The sequence below is a fragment of the Lactococcus nasutitermitis genome, from assembly GCF_018403765.1.
GTDB classification, from domain to species: domain Bacteria; phylum Bacillota; class Bacilli; order Lactobacillales; family Streptococcaceae; genus Lactococcus; species Lactococcus nasutitermitis.
Genome location: NZ_BOVQ01000002.1, coordinates 122,937 through 139,744, shown reverse-complemented (window position 1 = coordinate 139,744; position 16,808 = coordinate 122,937). Strand labels below are relative to the sequence as shown.

The window sequence follows — 16,808 nt, the reverse complement described above, 5'->3', positions numbered from 1 at the left end:
GTTATTTCTCCTTTTATTTAATGTTTGCTTTTTGAATCAAAGCGAACAAGTCAGATTTAGAGTCATTCGGCACTTTACGGACATCAAATGTCACACCAAGATCGCGCATTTTTTCAAATGCAGCAACGTCTGTTTGGTCTGCTGAAAGGACACTATTAAGCATTGTTTTTCCGGTTGAATGAGCCATAGAACCAACATTGATTGTAGAAATCAAATCGGGAACCGCTTCCACGATAGCTAAAGCGTCTTCAGGATTTTCAAAGAGCAGGAAGGCATGAGTTCCACCAAAACGTGGATCCTTAGCAACTTCAATCATCTTTTGAATTGGAATGACATTTGCATGAACTCCAGAAGGAGCAGCTTGCTCAATCAATGTTCTACGCATTTCATCTTTCGCAACATTGTCAGATACAACGATGATACGGTCTGCTTTTGACTCTGGAGTCCAAGCAGTAGCGACTTGTCCATGAAGTAAACGCGTATCAATACGGACAAGATTAATTTTAATCTTTCCATCACCGATAACAGTTCCTTCAGGAATTGCGCCTTGTGCTTCGCCAGCGGCGGCAACAGAGGCAGTTTCTTTAGGTTGAAGCTCTTCTGGAAGAACACGTATGCCTTCTTTGGCTTCTTTCATGATGTTAGCCACGACTTTTTCAACCCCTGCAGACGCATCCATCATGCGCTCTGTATAGGCTTGAATCAGCATTGGTAAGTTGAGACCTGTGATGATAGCAATCTTGCGTTCAGGGTGTTCATTAAGAACAGCGCTTGATTGATTGAATGGAGAACCGCTCCACAAATCAGCAAGAATGAGAACTTCATCATCGGCATCAAATGTTGCGATAGCTGATTCGATTTGGGCGTGTAAATCTGCTGGACCTTGGTTAGGCATGAAAGTGACGACTTGCGTCTTTTCTTGCTCACCAAAAATCATTGTTGCAGATTGCTTGATACCTGCGGCGAATTCGCCATGGCTCGCAATAACAATTCCGATACTCAATTTGAGTAACCTCCTAATATAAGATTATAATAATAAAATCATTACTTAACCATTATACTACACTCATAAAACTTAATCAAATATTAAGAAAACGTTTGCGAGTTTTTTTATTATTTTTTTCTTGTAAGTTATAAATTTTTAATAGAGGAAATTTTGCTATTTTAATTAAATAAAAAAAATAAAATTATTAAAAAATAACAGTAAATATTCATAATATGGAATAAATAACGGCTTTTTGCTATAAAAAAGCAATGAAAACTCGTTTATTTTATCGAAGTTTAATACAAAATATTTATGAAATTGAAAACTTATGGTAAAATAAAAGATAGGAATTATTTTTTGACGAAATGCTACTTTGGAGTAGAATTAACGAGAATTGAAATTTTTATCATCTACAATTTGAAGTGCGGAGCTAGGACACTTTTTGACTGCGGAAATAAGAGAAGAGGTTTCGGGGAAAGATTTCTCAAGCTGATTACTATTATAGAATTTAACAATGCCGTCGTCTGAATAATCAAAAACATCAGCTGCCTCTAAATGGCACAGTCCACAAGCGATACATTTTTCAGGAATAATTTTTATCTTCATAAGTAAAATAATAATAAAAAAATCTCAAAAAAGAAAGGAAAAAGTTGTGGCAACGAAAGGACCATGGGATAATGAAATTTATAAAGCAATGCGTGAAGAACCAAATGATTTGAAACGAGAAAGTCGCAAAAAATCACAAAATAAAAAACCATTATCAACGCGTTTTTTAACTTTTCTTGTTATAGTGCTGTTTCTCTTTGTTTTTGTAGCTCTAGGCTTTGTTCTCTGGAATAGTCAGGCACAGAATAATGCGAGTATTGTCCATAGTTTTCATAGTGAGACGAGTGTGTCAAGTTCTGCAAAGAGTACGATTTCAACAGCCCAAAGCTCAAGTAGCAGTGTGAGTCAAAGTTCGACAAGTACGAGCAGTAGTGCAGCAACAGGAGCGACTTATACAATCGTTGCAGGTGATACACCTTCTGCGATTGCATCAAAGACAGGCGTTCCTTGGGAACAAATTGCAAGTTTGAATAATATTTCAGCAGAAGGTTATAATGCTGATGGCTCAGCAATTTCTCCTGGCCAAGTTCTTAAGCTGAAATAAACTTTTCTTCATTTATTAACTAAAAATTTCTGTCAATCTGGCAGAAATTTTCAATAATTAGAATTAATTGCTATAATAGATAAAGTCAGAAAATATTTTTTGACAAGATATTATAAATAATTAGGAAAAAAGATGAAAAAATTACGAATTGCAGTAGATGGACCAGCATCTAGTGGAAAATCAACAGTTGCTAAGCTTGTAGCTAAAGACCTTGATTTAATTTATCTGGATACAGGAGCAATGTATCGTGTAGCGACACTGGTTGCTTTGCAGAATAAAACAGGTGATGTGCAGAAAATTATTTCTATCATTAGTCAAAACCCTATTTCTTTTAAAAATTCTCAAAACGGACAACAGGTATTTCTTGGGGAAGAAGAAGTTACAGATGTTATTCGGACAAATGAAGTAACAAATGCTGTATCTAAAATCTCTGCTTTTCCAGAAATTCGAGAATTTTTAGTCGCAGAGCAACAAAGGATTGCGAGCAATGGTAGGATTATTATGGATGGCCGTGATATTGGAACAGTCGTTTTACCAGATGCGGAATTAAAGATTTTTTTGATTGCTTCTGTTGATGAGCGCGCTGAACGTCGCTACAAAGAAAATCTAGCAAAAGGTATTCCAACAAATCTTGAACAGTTAAAAGTGGAAATATCTGAACGAGATAGAAAAGACAGTACACGCGAGATTTCTCCTCTTAAACAAGCTGCAGATGCTATTTTATGTGATAGTACGGGAAAAACAATTAAAGATGTTGTTACTTTTATCGAAGAAAAGGTAAAAGAACTTAGCGAACATAGAAAATAAGGACCTGTCTAGGACTTTATTTTTTTATGTAGTAATATATGATTTTGCAAGGAATACTAAATTTTGGTATAATATCATGATAATGGATGAAAAAAAATATAAGCGTCTTGAATATTTGAAACATAATATTGACTTTCTCAGTATTCGGGAAAGACAAGAATATTACGCATTGCGCAGTGAATTGGAAGGAAATCAATCTTATTCTCAGAATAATATTGATTATACCGAAGATTTTACTAATAGTTATGATGAAAATGAAGTAAATGATAGTAGTGAAAATTTTTCAGATGTACAGGAACAAAGTCATGATTTCAGAGAAGCTGATACTGATAGAAATAGCCAGAAAGTAACTGGAAACTCTGGACAGAAGAATAAAAAACCTAGAAAAAAGAAAAAACGACATTGGATTAGAAATATTCTTGTTCTGATTCTTCTTATTATAGTAGTGATGGTTGGTTTCTTTATTCATGGTTACCAACGTGGTGTAAAACATGAAGGCGGAGTTGTTAAGAGTGAGAAGTTTGATGCTTTAAAAAATACAGATGGGACAACAAACATTCTTTTACTTGGAGCAGACCAGCGCCCAGGACAAAAATCTACTGTGGCGCATTCGGACTCAATCATGGTTTTACATTTGGATACTAAAAAGCATCAGGCAAAAATTGTGAGTTTTATGCGAGATACGTTAGTTAATATCAAAGACGTTAGTAGCTCTGACCAACCCGATGTTAAAATAAATGCAGCATTTACGATTGGCGAACAGGAAGACCCTATGCAAGGGGCAAATTTATTGAGCGAAACCTTATATCGTAACTTTGGCGTGAAATGTCAATATTACGCAATAGTTGATTTCTCTAGTTTTGCTACGATTATTGATTCACTTTTCCCAAATGGAATTAAAATTGATGCAAAATTTTCAACGATTAATGGTCAAAAAATGAGTGAAGTTCCAGTTCCTGATGATTTGGCAACAACGGAAGGGAAAGTTTCGTCTGATGAAACTTTAACTTCTGAGCAAGCATATGAACTTGGTTATCCTGATGGGGGTGGAATCTTTATGATGATAAAGCAAGGTGAACAAAAGATGAATGGACGAACACTTTTGAATTATGCACGTTTCCGTCATGATGATGAGGGAGATTATGGTCGTGTGAAACGTCAACAGCAAGTGATGGCAACTATCACATCTAAAGTGAAAAATCCACTGACACTCTTTACAGCTTCTAGTGCTTTAGGAACTGCGCGTGCGATTACGATGACAAATATTCCTAATTCATTCTTTATAGGACATGGTGTGGGAACACTTATGGATTTGAAAAACGGTATTAAATCAACGACTATTCCAGCTGATGGAGATTGGCAAAATAGTTATGATATTTATGGAGGAATGGGACTTCTTCTTGATATGCCTAAATATAAAGCAGAAGCTGAGCGACTTCTTGGACAATAATAAAAAAGTTTTTGACAAAACTGTCAAAAACTTTTTTCTATAAAAACTCTGTCAATTTGTTGACAGAGTTTTCTTATTATCCTTTGTCTGCGCCAGCAGTAATACCGTTGACGTAGAATTTTTGCATGATGATGAATAGTATTGTGATAGGAACTGCTATGGTCACACAACCAGCGATGAATTGTGTGAAGTAAGTCGTTGCAGCACCTTTTTGTCCAGTAACCATCATATATAGTCCATAAGCGATTGTGAAGTTTTCAGGATGAGCTTGGTCATTTCCGAGGATAATACCTGAGAAGATGAAATCAAGCCAAGGTCCCATGAAAGCCATAAGAGCTGTGTAAACAATGATAGGACGTGAGAGTGGCAAAGTAATATGAGTAAAAATCTGCCATTTATTTGCACCGTCAATCATAGCTGCTTCATCAATTGAATGTGGAATAGTATCAAAGAAACCTTTGGCGATGTAAAATGCTAATCCAGCACCACCGACATAAACAAGTACCAAACCACCAAGATTTAACATATTTAAACCTTTTAAGATATAATACAATGCAATCATTGACATGAAACCTGGGAACATTCCGAGTACAAGAGCAATCTGTAAGAAAGGTTTGCGGAAAGAGAAACGTAAACGAGATAAAGTGTAAGCCATGATGATAGTAATGAAAGTTGCAATCGCTGCAGATATAATAGCGACAGCAAAAGTATTTATCAACCAATTTAAGTAGGGAAATGAACCACTTTTATTTTGGAAAAGTCCAACATAGTTTGAAAGTGTCCACACTTTTGGGAAGAATGTTGAGACGAAACCAACATGGTTTTCAGCAAAACTTGCAAAAATAATCCAAACAATAGGAACTATCCAGATGATAGCAAGTAGTGCCAATAAGATATAGCGAAAAATTAAAGAAACTAAACGCTGTGTATGATATGATTTCATGTTTTTTAGCCCTCCTTAAATGCGTTTGTGCGTCGATATGCGATGAGGGATACTGTCGCATTGACGATGAAAATCAAAATACCAAGAACTGCAGCAGCATTATAACGCTGTGTTTGCCCAAAGACCAATTTGTAAAGCCAAGTGACAAGTAAGTCGGTTGAACCGGCTCCATTGTAGTTTGGATTGAGCGGATTTCCGTTAGTCAAAAGGTAGATGACATTGAAATTATTGACATTACCGATAAACTGCTGAATAAGCGCTGGTGTCATAACAAAAAGAATTTGTGGGAAAGTAATAGAACGAAAGACTTGGAAAACATTTGCACCATCAATACGTGCAGCTTCTATCTGGTCTTGCGGTAAGTTTTGGATAATCGCTGTTGAAACCAACATAGAAACTGGGATACCAATCCACATATTTACAACAATAACGGTAATTCTTGCAATCATTGGACTAGAACTTGCACCGATAAAGTTAATCGGACTGGAAATCAAGTGAATGCTCATTAAAATATTATTGAAAACACCTTGATAATCCAAAAATTGTGCCATCATTAAGAGAGTGACAAATTGAGGAACAGCAAATACAATAACGAAAATTGTCCGCCAGAAGCCTTTGAATTTGATACCAGTTGATTCAATCAACATAGCAAGTAATACACCGCCTAAGAAAGTTGTAGCAGTAGCGACAACTGCCCAAACGAGTGTCCAAGCAAGAACAGGGAAGAAAGTTCCAGCTAGATTACCAGTCAGGACAGTTCCAAATGCTTGAAAACCTGTCCAAGAAAAGGCTGTTGCGTGTTGTTGGTCAAAGTTAGTAAATGCCATAGAAATCATATAAATCGTAGGCAATACTGTAAAGGCTAAAATACCAAGTAATGGGAGAGCCATCAAAGTTGTATGAAGACGACTGTCAAGAAGGGAAGCGAGTTCTTCTTTATTGGTAGGAATTTTTTTATCATTAAGCTGTAACCAATAAAGATGTTTATTTGAACGATAGTTTACAAAGTAAAGTAAGACAAAGAGAATAACAATAACGCAAGCCATAATTCCCCAGAGTAATATCAGAACAGAATTACTAGGATGAACTGTCACATAAATTTGCTGTGCATTGTTAAAGACTTGTTTGGTAACTTTATATGGTCCTAACGTACTTAATAAAGAAAATGCGCTAATTCCTGAAAAAATTAACCAAACGATGAAGGCAATTTCTAAAATTAAGAAAGAAAAACCTTTCACCCATTGTTTATTTTTAATTTGATTTAAACCCATAAACAAGAAAGTTAGTTTAGTGGATGTATCACCTTTAGACCAAACTTCTCCAAGTTTTATTGATTTTTCTTCTCGTATCAAATGTTTATTTGGTGGAACGGTGTTCCCTGCGAGATTTATATTATTATTTTCAGACATAAGAGGTTCCTTCCTGAAAAAATTAAAAGGTTAGGCTGAATGAGCCCAACCTCTTATTCACATACTAGAATTAGTTTTTAACAGAGATAGCTTTTTGGAATGTGTCCAATTTAGCTTGATATTGGCTTGCTGGGATAGTGCCAGAATATGCTCCGTTAATAAGTGGTGCTGCATCGTTCCAGAATGTAGCCATTTCAGGAAGTTTAGGCATCAATGTAGAGTAACCAGGTTTAGACATAGTGATAACTGCTTTAACTTCAGCATCAGCTTTAACAGAAGATTTCTTTTGGTCTGCTTTGCTTGTTGGAACAAGTCCAACTGTCTTGAACAATGTCATTTGAGCAGAAGCACTTGTGATGTATTTAGCCAAAGCTTGTGACGCTGCTTGGTTTTTAGCATAAGAGTTGACTGCGAAACCGTGAATACCTAAGAAGGCTTGCATTTGTTTTTGAGCGCCATTCAAAGTGATTGTTGGGTAAGGAGCAACGGCATAATTGCTACCAAGGATTTTCTTGATGTTTGCAGTATCCCAAGGACCATCTAGGATAGCTTGTGCTTTGCCAGATTGAAGTTGGTTCAAAGCATTAGAAGTTTGCATGACACCTTTGTTTGCTTTTTGAGCGGCGAACCATTTCATTGCAGTAACACCGTTGTCAGAAGAAACAGTAGTACCTTTTAATTTTTCACCAGTTGAACCATAAAGTTTAGTACCTGCTGAGAAGAAGACAGGATAGAAGTTGAATGCGTTTGTGAAGTCAGTTGCTACAACACCTTTAGAAGTCAATGTATCCCATGATTTAACATCAGATGCAGAGAGTTTTGACTTGTTGTAGAACAATGTTTGAGCTTGGATTTCTGAAGGATAAGCATAAAGTTTGCCTTTGTATTCCATACCTTTAAATGATACAGAAGTGACAGCTTTCTTAACTGCTTTTGTGTTTTTTGGAGAGATTGGATTGATATAGCCTTTAGTTGCCATATCACCAAGTTGGTCGTTTGGTACTGCGAAGACATCAGCATATTTAGATGGGTCTTTTGCGATATCAGTTTTTGCATTTGCAGAACCTGATGAGTTGGCGATGACACTTACTTTAACTTTTGGATACTTCTTTTCAAATTTCTTTACAACTTGAGAGAAAGCATCTTTTTGTTGGGTATCAACATAAAGTTTGACAGTGCCTTTTACTGTTGCTGCAGAAGCACTGTGTGTGCCAGCTACAGCTGCAAGAGTAGCAACTGAAAGAATTGCAGCTCCGCCTAAAGCGATTTTCTTAAATGAATTCATTTTGTTTCCTCCTAATGAAAACGGTTAATTTATTTACAAGTTCTATTTTACGCAAACGGTTTCGATTTGTCAAGAGAAAAAGTGTTACATTTTAATTACATAGCCTAAAAGCCGTATTATAACTATATTTGGCAAGTTAAAATAACAGATAAAATTATTTGTAAATAATTTCTGCGTTAAATAGTGCAAACGATTGCGTTATTGAAAGCGTTATGATAAAATAGAATTAATGTGAGATTTCAATTTCTCCAGATGTGGTGGAAATGACACTAAAAGAAAACTTATATTAGAGTAGTTTTCTGCTATTCCTAAGGTATAATTATCTAAGGGAAAGGTACAGCCCATCAAAAAATTTTGGAGGTTCTATTATGAACAAAGCTGCTATTTATCATCGTCCTGAGTCCGAATTTGCTTACTTATATAGTAAAGAAAACATGCACATTCGCATTCAGGTAGCTCATGAAGATATTGCGAGTGTTTCGTTAGTTTATGGCGACCCATATCGTTGGGAAAACACTCAAAATCCAGAGTTACAGTCATGGAAGAGTATGGTTGTAGAAATGACGAAAGGTCTTTCAACGTCGGTTAATGATTATTTTGAAGCAGAAGTCTCTGTTCCTACTAAACGAATGGATTATCTTTTTGTTTTGACGGCAATTGACGGAGAAAAGAGCATTTATACTGACCAAGGTGTGATGCCATTTAGTGAAGAATTATTGACTAAAAAATATGCTGCTTTTCGTTTTCCGTATTTCCACGAAACAGATAGGGCGAAAGCGCCTGAATGGGTAAAGAAGACGGTTTGGTATCAGATTTTTCCTGAACGTTTTGCTAATGGCGACAAGTCAAATGACCCAGAAGGTGTCAAAGAATGGAATTCAGTTGAAAATCCTGATAGACAAGATTTTTATGGTGGAGATTTGCAGGGTGTCATTGAGCATTTGGACCATCTGACCGAATTGGGAGTGAATGGGATTTACTTTACGCCGATTTTCCAAGCACATTCTAATCATAAGTATGATACGGAAGATTATCTTGAAATTGATAAAAATTTTGGGGATAAAAAAGTCTTTAAAACTCTAATTGAAGAGGCACACGCACGCGGTATCAAAGTTATGCTGGATGCCGTTTTTAATCATATTGGCGATACTTCTGTGCAGTGGCAGGATGTCTTGAAAAATCAAGAAAAATCAAAATATGCCGATTGGTTCCATGTGAACAGCTGGCCAGCGGCTTATACACCAATGGATGATTTTGAAAATTCGGAAGATGCGACTTACGATACTTTTGCATTTACACCACATATGCCAAAGCTTAACACGGCAAATGCTGAAGTTCAGGATTATTTGTTGCATATTGCAGATTATTGGATTCGTGAGTTTGATATTGATGCTTGGCGACTTGATGTGGCTGATGAAGTGGACCATGCTTTCTGGAAGAAGTTTCGTCAGACCTGTGATAGTGCAAAAGAGGATTTTTATATCTTGGGTGAAGTTTGGCATTCTGCTCAACCTTGGCTTGGTGGAGATGAATTTTCAGCAGTTATGAATTATGCTTATACGAACGCTATCACAGATGCTTTAGTTAAAAAGACTTTGACATTGGAGCAGATGGTCTCAGCAATCAATACACAACTGATGCTTTATCGTAAACAAACCAATCAAGTGATGTTTAATGTTTTAGATTCACATGATACACCTCGGATTTTGACGGTGGCTAAGGGAAACAAAAACTTGATGAAACAAGTGGAGATGTTTACTTATCTGCAACCGGGTGTTCCTTGTATTTACTATGGCGATGAATATGCGCTAACTGGTGATATGGACCCAGATTGTCGAAAATGTATGCCTTGGGAAAAAGAAGAACAAGACGAAGATATGTTTGCTTTCTTCAAAAAAATAGTTGCTTTCCGACATGAATATGCTGAAACGTTGAGCGGTGCTGCGTTGACTTGGAAAATCATTGATGGCAAAAATGGAATTGTTAAGTTTGAACGTGGTGATTTAAAAGCAATATTTAATATTGGCGAGCGCCCTGCTTACTTTGTGGGAGATAATATTATCTTGTCTCATCTTGTCGAAGGTAAAAATGTAGGACAGTTTGGTTTTGTTGTCTATAAATAATAGTAAGAGTTAATAAATGGAGAAGTATATGGAACAGCAATGGTGGCAAAGTACGGTCGTTTATCAGATTTATCCGCGCTCATTTATGGATTCAAATGCAGATGGTATTGGCGATTTGCAGGGGATTATTTCTAAGTTGGATTATTTGCAGGAATTGGGAATTGGTGCGATTTGGTTGAGTCCTGTCTATCAATCACCAATGGATGATAATGGTTATGATATTTCGGATTATCGGGAGATTGCGGATATTTTTGGCACGATGGAGGATATGGACGAGCTTTTAGCGGAAGCGAAGAAGCGCAATATCAAGATTGTGATGGATTTAGTGGTTAATCATACGTCAGATGAACACGCTTGGTTTGTGGAAGCACGTCAATCTAAGAATAATCAATATCGTGATTATTATATTTGGCGCGATGAGCCGAATGACTTAGAATCTATTTTTAGTGGTTCTGCTTGGGAATTTGATGAGAAAACAGGTCAATATTTTTTGCATTTGTTTAGTAAACGTCAGCCTGATTTGAATTGGGAAAATCCACAGGTTCATGCGGAAGTTTATGATATGATGAATTTCTGGATTGATAAGGGAATTGGCGGTTTCCGGATGGATGTGATTGATATGATTGGTAAAGAAATTGACCGTGGTATCACAGGAAATGGGCCGAAACTTCATGATTACTTGCAGGAGATGAACCATGCGACGTTTGGCGAGAAGAATTTGCTGACAGTTGGCGAAACGTGGGGCGCAACACCTGAGATTGCGGAGTTGTATTCGGCGCCTGAGCGAGATGAGCTGTCAATGGTTTTTCAGTTTGAACATATCACATCGACTTATCCTGAAAATGGCGATAAATGGGAAGCAGGTGCGCTTTCTGTGCCGAAGTTGAAAGAAATATTTGCGAAATGGCAAGCTTTAGAAAATGGCTGGAATTCGTTGTTTTGGAATAATCATGATTTACCAAGAATTGTGTCTAACTGGGGCAATGATGGTAAGTATCGGGCAGAGTCGGCGAAAGCTTTTGCGATTTTACTGCATTTGATGAAAGGAACTCCTTATATTTATCAGGGGGAGGAAATCGGCATGGCGAATTTTCCTTTTGAGTCGATTGAGCAAATCAATGATGTGGAAGCGAGAAATATGCGTTTGGAACGTTTGGCGCAGGGTCAGTCGGAGGCTGAAATCATGAGCGCTATTCGTCATGTAGGACGTGATAATGCGCGTACACCAATGCAATGGGATGATACAGAGAATGCTGGATTTACAAACGGGACACCGTGGTTGGCTGTCAATCCGAATTATCACGATGTCAATGTTTTATCATCTTTGTCGGATGAAGAGTCCATTTTTAAACTTTATCAAAAACTCATTCGTTTGCGGAAAAAGAATGACTGGGTAGTTGAGGGGGATTTTGAACTTTTGAAGACGGCGGATAATGTTTTTGCTTATTTACGAAAATATGCAGGAAAAAAATATCTAGTTGTTGTGAATTTGTCGGATGAAGTCAATGTTTTTGGACCGGGATTTGTTGCGAAAAATTGGTTGGTTCAGAATTATCCAGATGTACCAGAGTTGTCAGATGTGACTTTACGCCCTTGGGAAGCTTTTGCTTGCGAGGTTGACTGATGATTTTTGAAATAGTAATTGGGCTTTTGTTTGTGTGGAATGTGGTAGTTTTTGCATTTTACGCGGTGGATAAATATAAAGCGGTTCATCATCTTTGGCGGATACCTGAGCGAGTATTATTGACAATGGCGCTACTTGCTGGCGGTTTAGGAGCTTTGCTTGCGGGGCACATTTGTCATCATAAAACGCGGAAATGGTATTTTCAGGTCTGTTGGTATATTGGACTTGCGATAGATATTTTGCTGATTTTCCTCATTATCAAATCCTGATACAATGCTTGTATCAGCTCTGTCTTTACAGACAGAGCTCTCTAAATAGAAAGTAAACATACAAGTATGAAAAATCAACATTTCTGGAGACAAGTGCTTTCGCTTGCTTTGCCAGTAGCGGCTCAGGGACTGCTCTATGCAATCCTTGCGATTGTCAATCAACTCATGGTGGGAAGACTTGGCACAACGGCGGTGGTTGCGGTCAGTTTTGGTTCCAAAATTATGGGAATTATGGGATTTGTACAGGCAGGACTCACGGCAGGGCTTGGTATTTTAGCTGCTCAGCACGTGGGAAATGGTGATCGCTCAAAAATCGCACCTTTGCAGGGGATGATTTTGATGATTAGTTTGGCGGTTAGGTTGGTCTTTATGGTACTGTCGATTGGCTTTCCACATTTGGCGATGGCGCTGTTCACGGCAGACTCAAAAGTGATTGCGACGGGTGCGAGCTATCAGCGGTTGCTTGGACTATCTTATTTTCCAGCGATGCTGATTGGCGTTTATGCAACGGTGCTGCGCTCTGATGGGATTGTCAAGTTGCCATTCTATATGAGTCTTGCGACGGTACCACTTGAGGCAATTCTTGATTATGGTTTTATTTTTGGGAAGTTTGGGCTGCCTAAAATGGGTGCAGCAGGTGCAGGGCTTGCGACGACACTTGCGGTGCTGGTGGAAGTTGTAATTTTATTGGGTCTGGTTTATGGAAAACGGCTGACGGGAAGTTTTTCTTTGCGACAATTGACAACATTCAAATGGCACGATACAGAAATTCGTCAGCTTTGGCGATTGACTTTGCCACTTTTAGGCGATAATCTGAGTTTTATTCTTGCGGATAGTACAACATCAGCGATTTATGGATTTATGGGGACGGCGCAGACGGTCGCTGTGATGACAATGTATCCTGTGCAGCTGCTTCTGATTACTTTTTTCAATGGCTTTGCGACGGCAGCATCTGTTATGATTGGGCATAGGCTTGGCCGTGATGATATGGCTGATGCTTATAATTCGGGGAAAAAATTGCTCTGGCTGAGCCTTATTGCGCCACTCGTGATTGGCTTGTTCTTGATGCTCCCGATGCCTTGGTATCTTGGGTTCTATGAGCTTTCTAGCTACTCACGGAGCTTGACACAAGCGGTGATGCTCGTTATGGTACTTTTTGTCCCTGTCAAAGTCTGTAACATGGTCTTTGGTAGCATCTTAGGCGCTGGTGGTGAAACAAAATTTATCTTTTATTTGTCGATTTTAGGTGGCTGGGGCTTAGCGGTGCCGATTGGACTGTTGACTGCCTTTGTTCTTCATTGGAGCATTGTTGCGGTCTTTGCAGCTGTCACGGCAGAAGAAGCTGTGCGTGCGCTCCTCGCTCTACATAAGATGCGACAGAAAACTTGGTTGAATAATTTGGTGAAAGAGAATTAAAGAGTATGACATTATTTTTAGGAAACGTTTTCTTTTAAGAGAGAGGCTGACAGATGAAAATTAAAAAATTATTATTGGTTACAACCCTTACAGCAGCTAGTTTGCTTACTTTGTCGGCTTGCGGGCAGGCGAAAAAAGTTTCTTCGGCTAAGAAAACAACGGCAGCTATCGTTAAAAAGGTCAATCCTGAACTTTATCGCAATTTCTATGAGATATTTACAGGTTCATTTGCGGATAGTAATGGCGATGGTGAGGGAGATTTGAATGGTGTGACTGAACATTTGGATTATCTCAATACGGGAAATCCGAAGTCAACGACAGATTTGAAAGTTCAGGGACTTTGGATGACACCGATTTTTGCGAGTCCGACTTATCATGGTTATGATGTGACGAATTATGAGAAAATCAATCCTAAAATGGGAACGATGGCAGATTTTGAGAATTTGGTTGCGCAAACAAAAAAACGTGGGATTGCGGTGATTTTGGATATGCCTTTTAATCACACAGCGACAAATAATGCTTGGTTTTTGAAAGCTTTGGCTGGTGATAAGAAATATATGGCTTATTATAATTGGTCAGATAAGGCAAAACAAGGTTATAATTTGGCAAGTAATGGAAAATATTATGAGTCTGAATTTGATAAATCAATGCCGGACTTGAATTTGTCTAATCCTGATGTGAAAGCGGAGATTGCGAAGATTACGCAGTTTTGGCTGGATAAGGGTGTTGCTGGCTTTCGTTTAGATGGTATGGCTTATTATTATGGGACTTCGGTTGATAATAAGACGGTGAAATTTGCGAGTTGGTTGATGAAAACAATCAAATCACAAGATAAAAATGCTTATGTTGTCGGCGAAGATTATGCGAGTGATGTTGATATTAGTACACTTTATGGCTCGAAGATTGATTCTTTATTTGCTTTTCCAAATGCTTTGACAAATAATAATGCTCCTTTGGTGAATGCGTTGATGTATAGTGAGGGACGAGAATTTGCTGAGGGGCAGGCGGCATGGGACAAAGAAATTCATGGAGTTAATCCGACGGCGATTGATGCACCATTTTTGACCAATCATGATATGGATAGGGCGATTAACTTTACGAATACTTTGGCGGAGTCGAAAATGGCAGCATCAAGTTATCTACTGTTACCAGGGAATCCTTTTATTTACTATGGTGAAGAACTTGGAATGTCTGGTGGTGGAATTGACCAGAATAAACGTTTGCCAATGCAATGGACGGCAAATGGACAGGATTCTCCGAAAACAAGTATTTGTGTGCCGGGCGCGACAGAAACGGCAACAACGCTTGGTGGTTCGGTCGCTCAACAAGAAAGTGCGCCAAATTCTCTCTTGAATTGGTACAAAAAAGTGCTGCGCGTGAAAGCGAAATATCCTGAGATTGCCAGTAGTCGTGTGAAAGCTGTGGCAACCTCGAAAGATAATTTGTCCGTGATGAATTATGGAAAATCTTTGACGGTTGTGAATAATTTTTCTAGTACGGCGACAACAACGGTGAAATTGCCAAAAGCTGTGGTTGGTAAAGTGATGGCTGATGGTCTTTATATTGATGGTGGTCAGGCAACGGTGGTCGATGGAAAATTGAAAATGCCACCTTATAGTACGGTTATTTTGAAGAAATGAGAAGAAAATGAGTAAAGATGATAAAAATTGGTTTCATCATGCAGTAGGTTATCAGATTTATCCGAAATCTTTCCGCGATGCAAATGCTGATGGCATTGGGGATATTCAGGGAATGATTGAAAAACTATCTTACTTGAAAGAGTTGGGAGTGGATTTTCTTTGGATAAATCCTGTTTATAAGAGTCCACAGGTTGATGGTGGTTATGATATTAGCGATTATTATGCGATTGATGAGATGTTTGGGACACTTGATGATTTTAAGTTGTTGTTGAATGAGGCGCATAAGTTGGGCTTGAAAGTGATTATGGATTTGGTGGTGAATCATACGTCGAACTTGCATCCTTGGTTTATTGAAAGTCAGAAATCGCGTGAAAATCCTTATCGTGATTATTATCTTTGGGCGGATGCGACGGCTGAAAAGATGCCAAATGATTGGAAATCTTTCTTTGGTGGTTCGACTTGGACCTATGATGATGCAACACAACAGGCTTATTTTCATGTGTTTGCAGCAGAACAGCCCGATTTGAATTGGAAAAATCCAAAATTGCGCGAAGAAATCTATAAGATGGTGCGCTGGTGGTTAGAGTTGGGACTTGACGGTTTTCGGTTGGATGCGATTTCGCATATTCAAAAAGAACCTTGGGACTTTAAAATCAAGTCTTGGCGAGGCAATGGCCCTTGGCAGCCTTTTATGAATGTGGCTGGTATTGAGAATTATATGCACGAGTTGAAGGCGATTTTTGATGACTATGGTGCGCTGACTGTGGGCGAGGCAAGTGGTGTTTTGTCTAGTGAAGCGGCGAACTGGACGGATGAAAATGGTTATATCAATATGATTTTTGAATTGGAGCATAATGCACGGCGTGCGGACGGTTCTGGCGATATTTATGGTTTCAAAAAAGTATTGATGCGCTGGCAAAAGGACCAGTTGGCGCGTGGTTGGAATGCTCTTTATCTGGAAAATCATGACCAGCCACGTTCGATTGATGCCTTTGGTGATGGCAGTCTGGCTTCTGCAAAGGCGCTTGCCGTGGCTATCATGCTGCTACGCGGGACGCCCTTTATTTATCAGGGGCAGGAAATTGGTATGACGAATTTTCCATTTTCTGATATTTCACAACTTCGTTCGGCAGAGGTTATTCAGCACTATGATGAGCTGGTGGCACAGGGAGAAAGGGCAGAAGATGCGTTGGCAGAAATTGTGTTGAATACGCGGGACCATTCGCGGACACCGATGCAATGGGATACTTCAGCAGAGTCTGGATTTACTGCTGGTAAGCCTTGGATGGCTGTTAATCCAAATTATCAGACGGTCAATGTGGAAGCTTCTCAGGAATTACTGGGCTTGTACAAGGACTTGATAAAATTGCGTCATGATGAAAAAGCGATTTCTGACGGTTCTGTCAAATTTTATTTTGAACGTCATTTGAATGCTTTTGTTTATGAACGTGATGAATTTCTGATTATGGTCAATTTGGGACAGAAAAAAGCACATTTGGACTTGGGAAAAGTTTTTGACAGTTCTGTCAAAAATTATCAGCAGGTGCTGGGAAGTCAGGCACGCGAATTGACAGAAAAAATGACACTGTCAGCTTGGGAATATCAGGTTTTCAAGCGAAAATAATTTTTGACAGAGATACAAACTGACAACTCCGTTATCAGTTCACTCTGTCCGAGAAGGCTGAGAATAAATTCTCTAGTCCCTAC

At 38.5% G+C, this 16,808-nt stretch carries 14 protein-coding genes; 9 read left to right on the top strand and 5 right to left on the bottom strand.

Going from position 1 to position 16,808, the window contains the following annotated elements:
* Positions 1 to 13 precede the first annotated feature (13 nt).
* Positions 14 to 1,003 (bottom strand): PTS sugar transporter subunit IIB, encoded by a 990-nt coding sequence (locus tag KJS36_RS01145; RefSeq protein WP_213533472.1) that lies wholly within the window; start codon positions 1,001 to 1,003, stop codon positions 14 to 16.
* A gap of 366 nt (positions 1,004 to 1,369) precedes the next feature.
* The gene (locus KJS36_RS01140) at positions 1,370 to 1,591 is read right to left on the bottom strand and encodes a ferredoxin (RefSeq protein ID WP_213533469.1); all 222 of its coding nucleotides are present in this window, start codon (positions 1,589 to 1,591) and stop codon (positions 1,370 to 1,372) included.
* Between the two features lie 46 nt (positions 1,592 to 1,637).
* On the opposite strand from KJS36_RS01140, the gene KJS36_RS01135 reads away from it, so the two are divergent.
* The 3 genes from KJS36_RS01135 (at position 1,638) to KJS36_RS01125 (ending at position 4,392) form a co-directional block, all read left to right on the top strand.
* Positions 1,638 to 2,135: an SAG1386/EF1546 family surface-associated protein gene (locus KJS36_RS01135; protein WP_213533467.1), complete on the top strand. Its 498-nt coding sequence runs from the start codon at positions 1,638 to 1,640 to the stop codon at positions 2,133 to 2,135.
* Positions 2,136 to 2,267: 132 nt separating this feature from the next.
* Positions 2,268 to 2,942: a (d)CMP kinase gene (gene cmk, locus KJS36_RS01130; protein WP_213533465.1), complete on the top strand. Its 675-nt coding sequence runs from the start codon at positions 2,268 to 2,270 to the stop codon at positions 2,940 to 2,942.
* A 76-nt stretch (positions 2,943 to 3,018) separates the two neighbouring features.
* Positions 3,019 to 4,392, top strand: coding sequence for an LCP family protein (locus KJS36_RS01125; RefSeq protein ID WP_213533463.1), 1,374 nt, complete (start codon positions 3,019 to 3,021; stop codon positions 4,390 to 4,392).
* A gap of 76 nt (positions 4,393 to 4,468) precedes the next feature.
* Here the strand turns inward: KJS36_RS01125 and KJS36_RS01120 are convergent, their stop codons facing one another.
* From KJS36_RS01120 to KJS36_RS01110, 3 genes are all read right to left on the bottom strand, one after another.
* A complete protein-coding gene (locus KJS36_RS01120; protein ID WP_213533460.1) occupies positions 4,469 to 5,335 on the bottom strand; it encodes a sugar ABC transporter permease in 867 nt (288 codons plus the stop codon).
* Positions 5,336 to 5,340: 5 nt separating this feature from the next.
* Positions 5,341 to 6,744: a carbohydrate ABC transporter permease gene (locus KJS36_RS01115; protein WP_213533458.1), complete on the bottom strand. Its 1,404-nt coding sequence runs from the start codon at positions 6,742 to 6,744 to the stop codon at positions 5,341 to 5,343.
* A 70-nt stretch (positions 6,745 to 6,814) separates the two neighbouring features.
* A complete protein-coding gene (locus KJS36_RS01110; RefSeq protein ID WP_213533457.1) occupies positions 6,815 to 8,029 on the bottom strand; it encodes an extracellular solute-binding protein in 1,215 nt (404 codons plus the stop codon).
* A gap of 368 nt (positions 8,030 to 8,397) precedes the next feature.
* Here KJS36_RS01110 and KJS36_RS01105 point away from each other — a divergent pair, with 368 nt between their 5' ends.
* The 6 genes from KJS36_RS01105 (at position 8,398) to KJS36_RS01080 (ending at position 16,725) form a co-directional block, all read left to right on the top strand.
* Complete coding sequence (locus KJS36_RS01105) at positions 8,398 to 10,152, top strand: glycoside hydrolase family 13 protein (protein WP_213533455.1); 1,755 nt, start codon at positions 8,398 to 8,400, stop codon at positions 10,150 to 10,152.
* A 28-nt stretch (positions 10,153 to 10,180) separates the two neighbouring features.
* Positions 10,181 to 11,776, top strand: a complete 1,596-nt coding sequence (locus KJS36_RS01100) for a glycoside hydrolase family 13 protein (RefSeq protein WP_213533453.1) — start codon at positions 10,181 to 10,183, stop codon at positions 11,774 to 11,776.
* A complete protein-coding gene (locus KJS36_RS01095) occupies positions 11,776 to 12,045 on the top strand; it encodes a DUF1294 domain-containing protein (RefSeq protein ID WP_213533451.1) in 270 nt (89 codons plus the stop codon). Before KJS36_RS01100 ends, KJS36_RS01095 begins: the two co-directional genes overlap by 1 nt.
* A 66-nt stretch (positions 12,046 to 12,111) precedes the next feature.
* The gene (locus tag KJS36_RS01090) at positions 12,112 to 13,461 is read left to right on the top strand and encodes an MATE family efflux transporter (RefSeq protein WP_213533449.1); all 1,350 of its coding nucleotides are present in this window, start codon (positions 12,112 to 12,114) and stop codon (positions 13,459 to 13,461) included.
* Between the two features lie 53 nt (positions 13,462 to 13,514).
* The gene (locus KJS36_RS01085; RefSeq protein WP_213533447.1) at positions 13,515 to 15,101 is read left to right on the top strand and encodes an alpha-amylase family glycosyl hydrolase; all 1,587 of its coding nucleotides are present in this window, start codon (positions 13,515 to 13,517) and stop codon (positions 15,099 to 15,101) included.
* 7 nt (positions 15,102 to 15,108) lie between these two features.
* Positions 15,109 to 16,725, top strand: a complete 1,617-nt coding sequence (locus KJS36_RS01080; protein ID WP_213533444.1) for an alpha-glucosidase — start codon at positions 15,109 to 15,111, stop codon at positions 16,723 to 16,725.
* Positions 16,726 to 16,808: the final 83 nt, after the last annotated feature.

Excerpts from the sequence above, each read along its gene's own strand:
- KJS36_RS01085 (WP_213533447.1), top strand. The coding sequence starts at position 13,515 with ATGAAAATTAAAAAATTATTATTGGTTACAACCCTTACAGCAGCTAGT.
- KJS36_RS01140 (WP_213533469.1), bottom strand. The coding sequence starts at position 1,591 with ATGAAGATAAAAATTATTCCTGAAAAATGTATCGCTTGTGGACTGTGC.
- KJS36_RS01100 (WP_213533453.1), top strand. The coding sequence starts at position 10,181 with ATGGAACAGCAATGGTGGCAAAGTACGGTCGTTTATCAGATTTATCCG.
- KJS36_RS01110 (WP_213533457.1), bottom strand. The coding sequence starts at position 8,029 with ATGAATTCATTTAAGAAAATCGCTTTAGGCGGAGCTGCAATTCTTTCA.
- cmk (WP_213533465.1), top strand. The coding sequence starts at position 2,268 with ATGAAAAAATTACGAATTGCAGTAGATGGACCAGCATCTAGTGGAAAA.
- KJS36_RS01125 (WP_213533463.1), top strand. The coding sequence starts at position 3,019 with ATGATAATGGATGAAAAAAAATATAAGCGTCTTGAATATTTGAAACAT.
- KJS36_RS01115 (WP_213533458.1), bottom strand. The coding sequence starts at position 6,744 with ATGTCTGAAAATAATAATATAAATCTCGCAGGGAACACCGTTCCACCA.
- KJS36_RS01090 (WP_213533449.1), top strand. The coding sequence starts at position 12,112 with ATGAAAAATCAACATTTCTGGAGACAAGTGCTTTCGCTTGCTTTGCCA.
- KJS36_RS01095 (WP_213533451.1), top strand. The coding sequence starts at position 11,776 with ATGATTTTTGAAATAGTAATTGGGCTTTTGTTTGTGTGGAATGTGGTA.
- KJS36_RS01080 (WP_213533444.1), top strand. The coding sequence starts at position 15,109 with ATGAGTAAAGATGATAAAAATTGGTTTCATCATGCAGTAGGTTATCAG.
- KJS36_RS01105 (WP_213533455.1), top strand. The coding sequence starts at position 8,398 with ATGAACAAAGCTGCTATTTATCATCGTCCTGAGTCCGAATTTGCTTAC.
- KJS36_RS01120 (WP_213533460.1), bottom strand. The coding sequence starts at position 5,335 with ATGAAATCATATCATACACAGCGTTTAGTTTCTTTAATTTTTCGCTAT.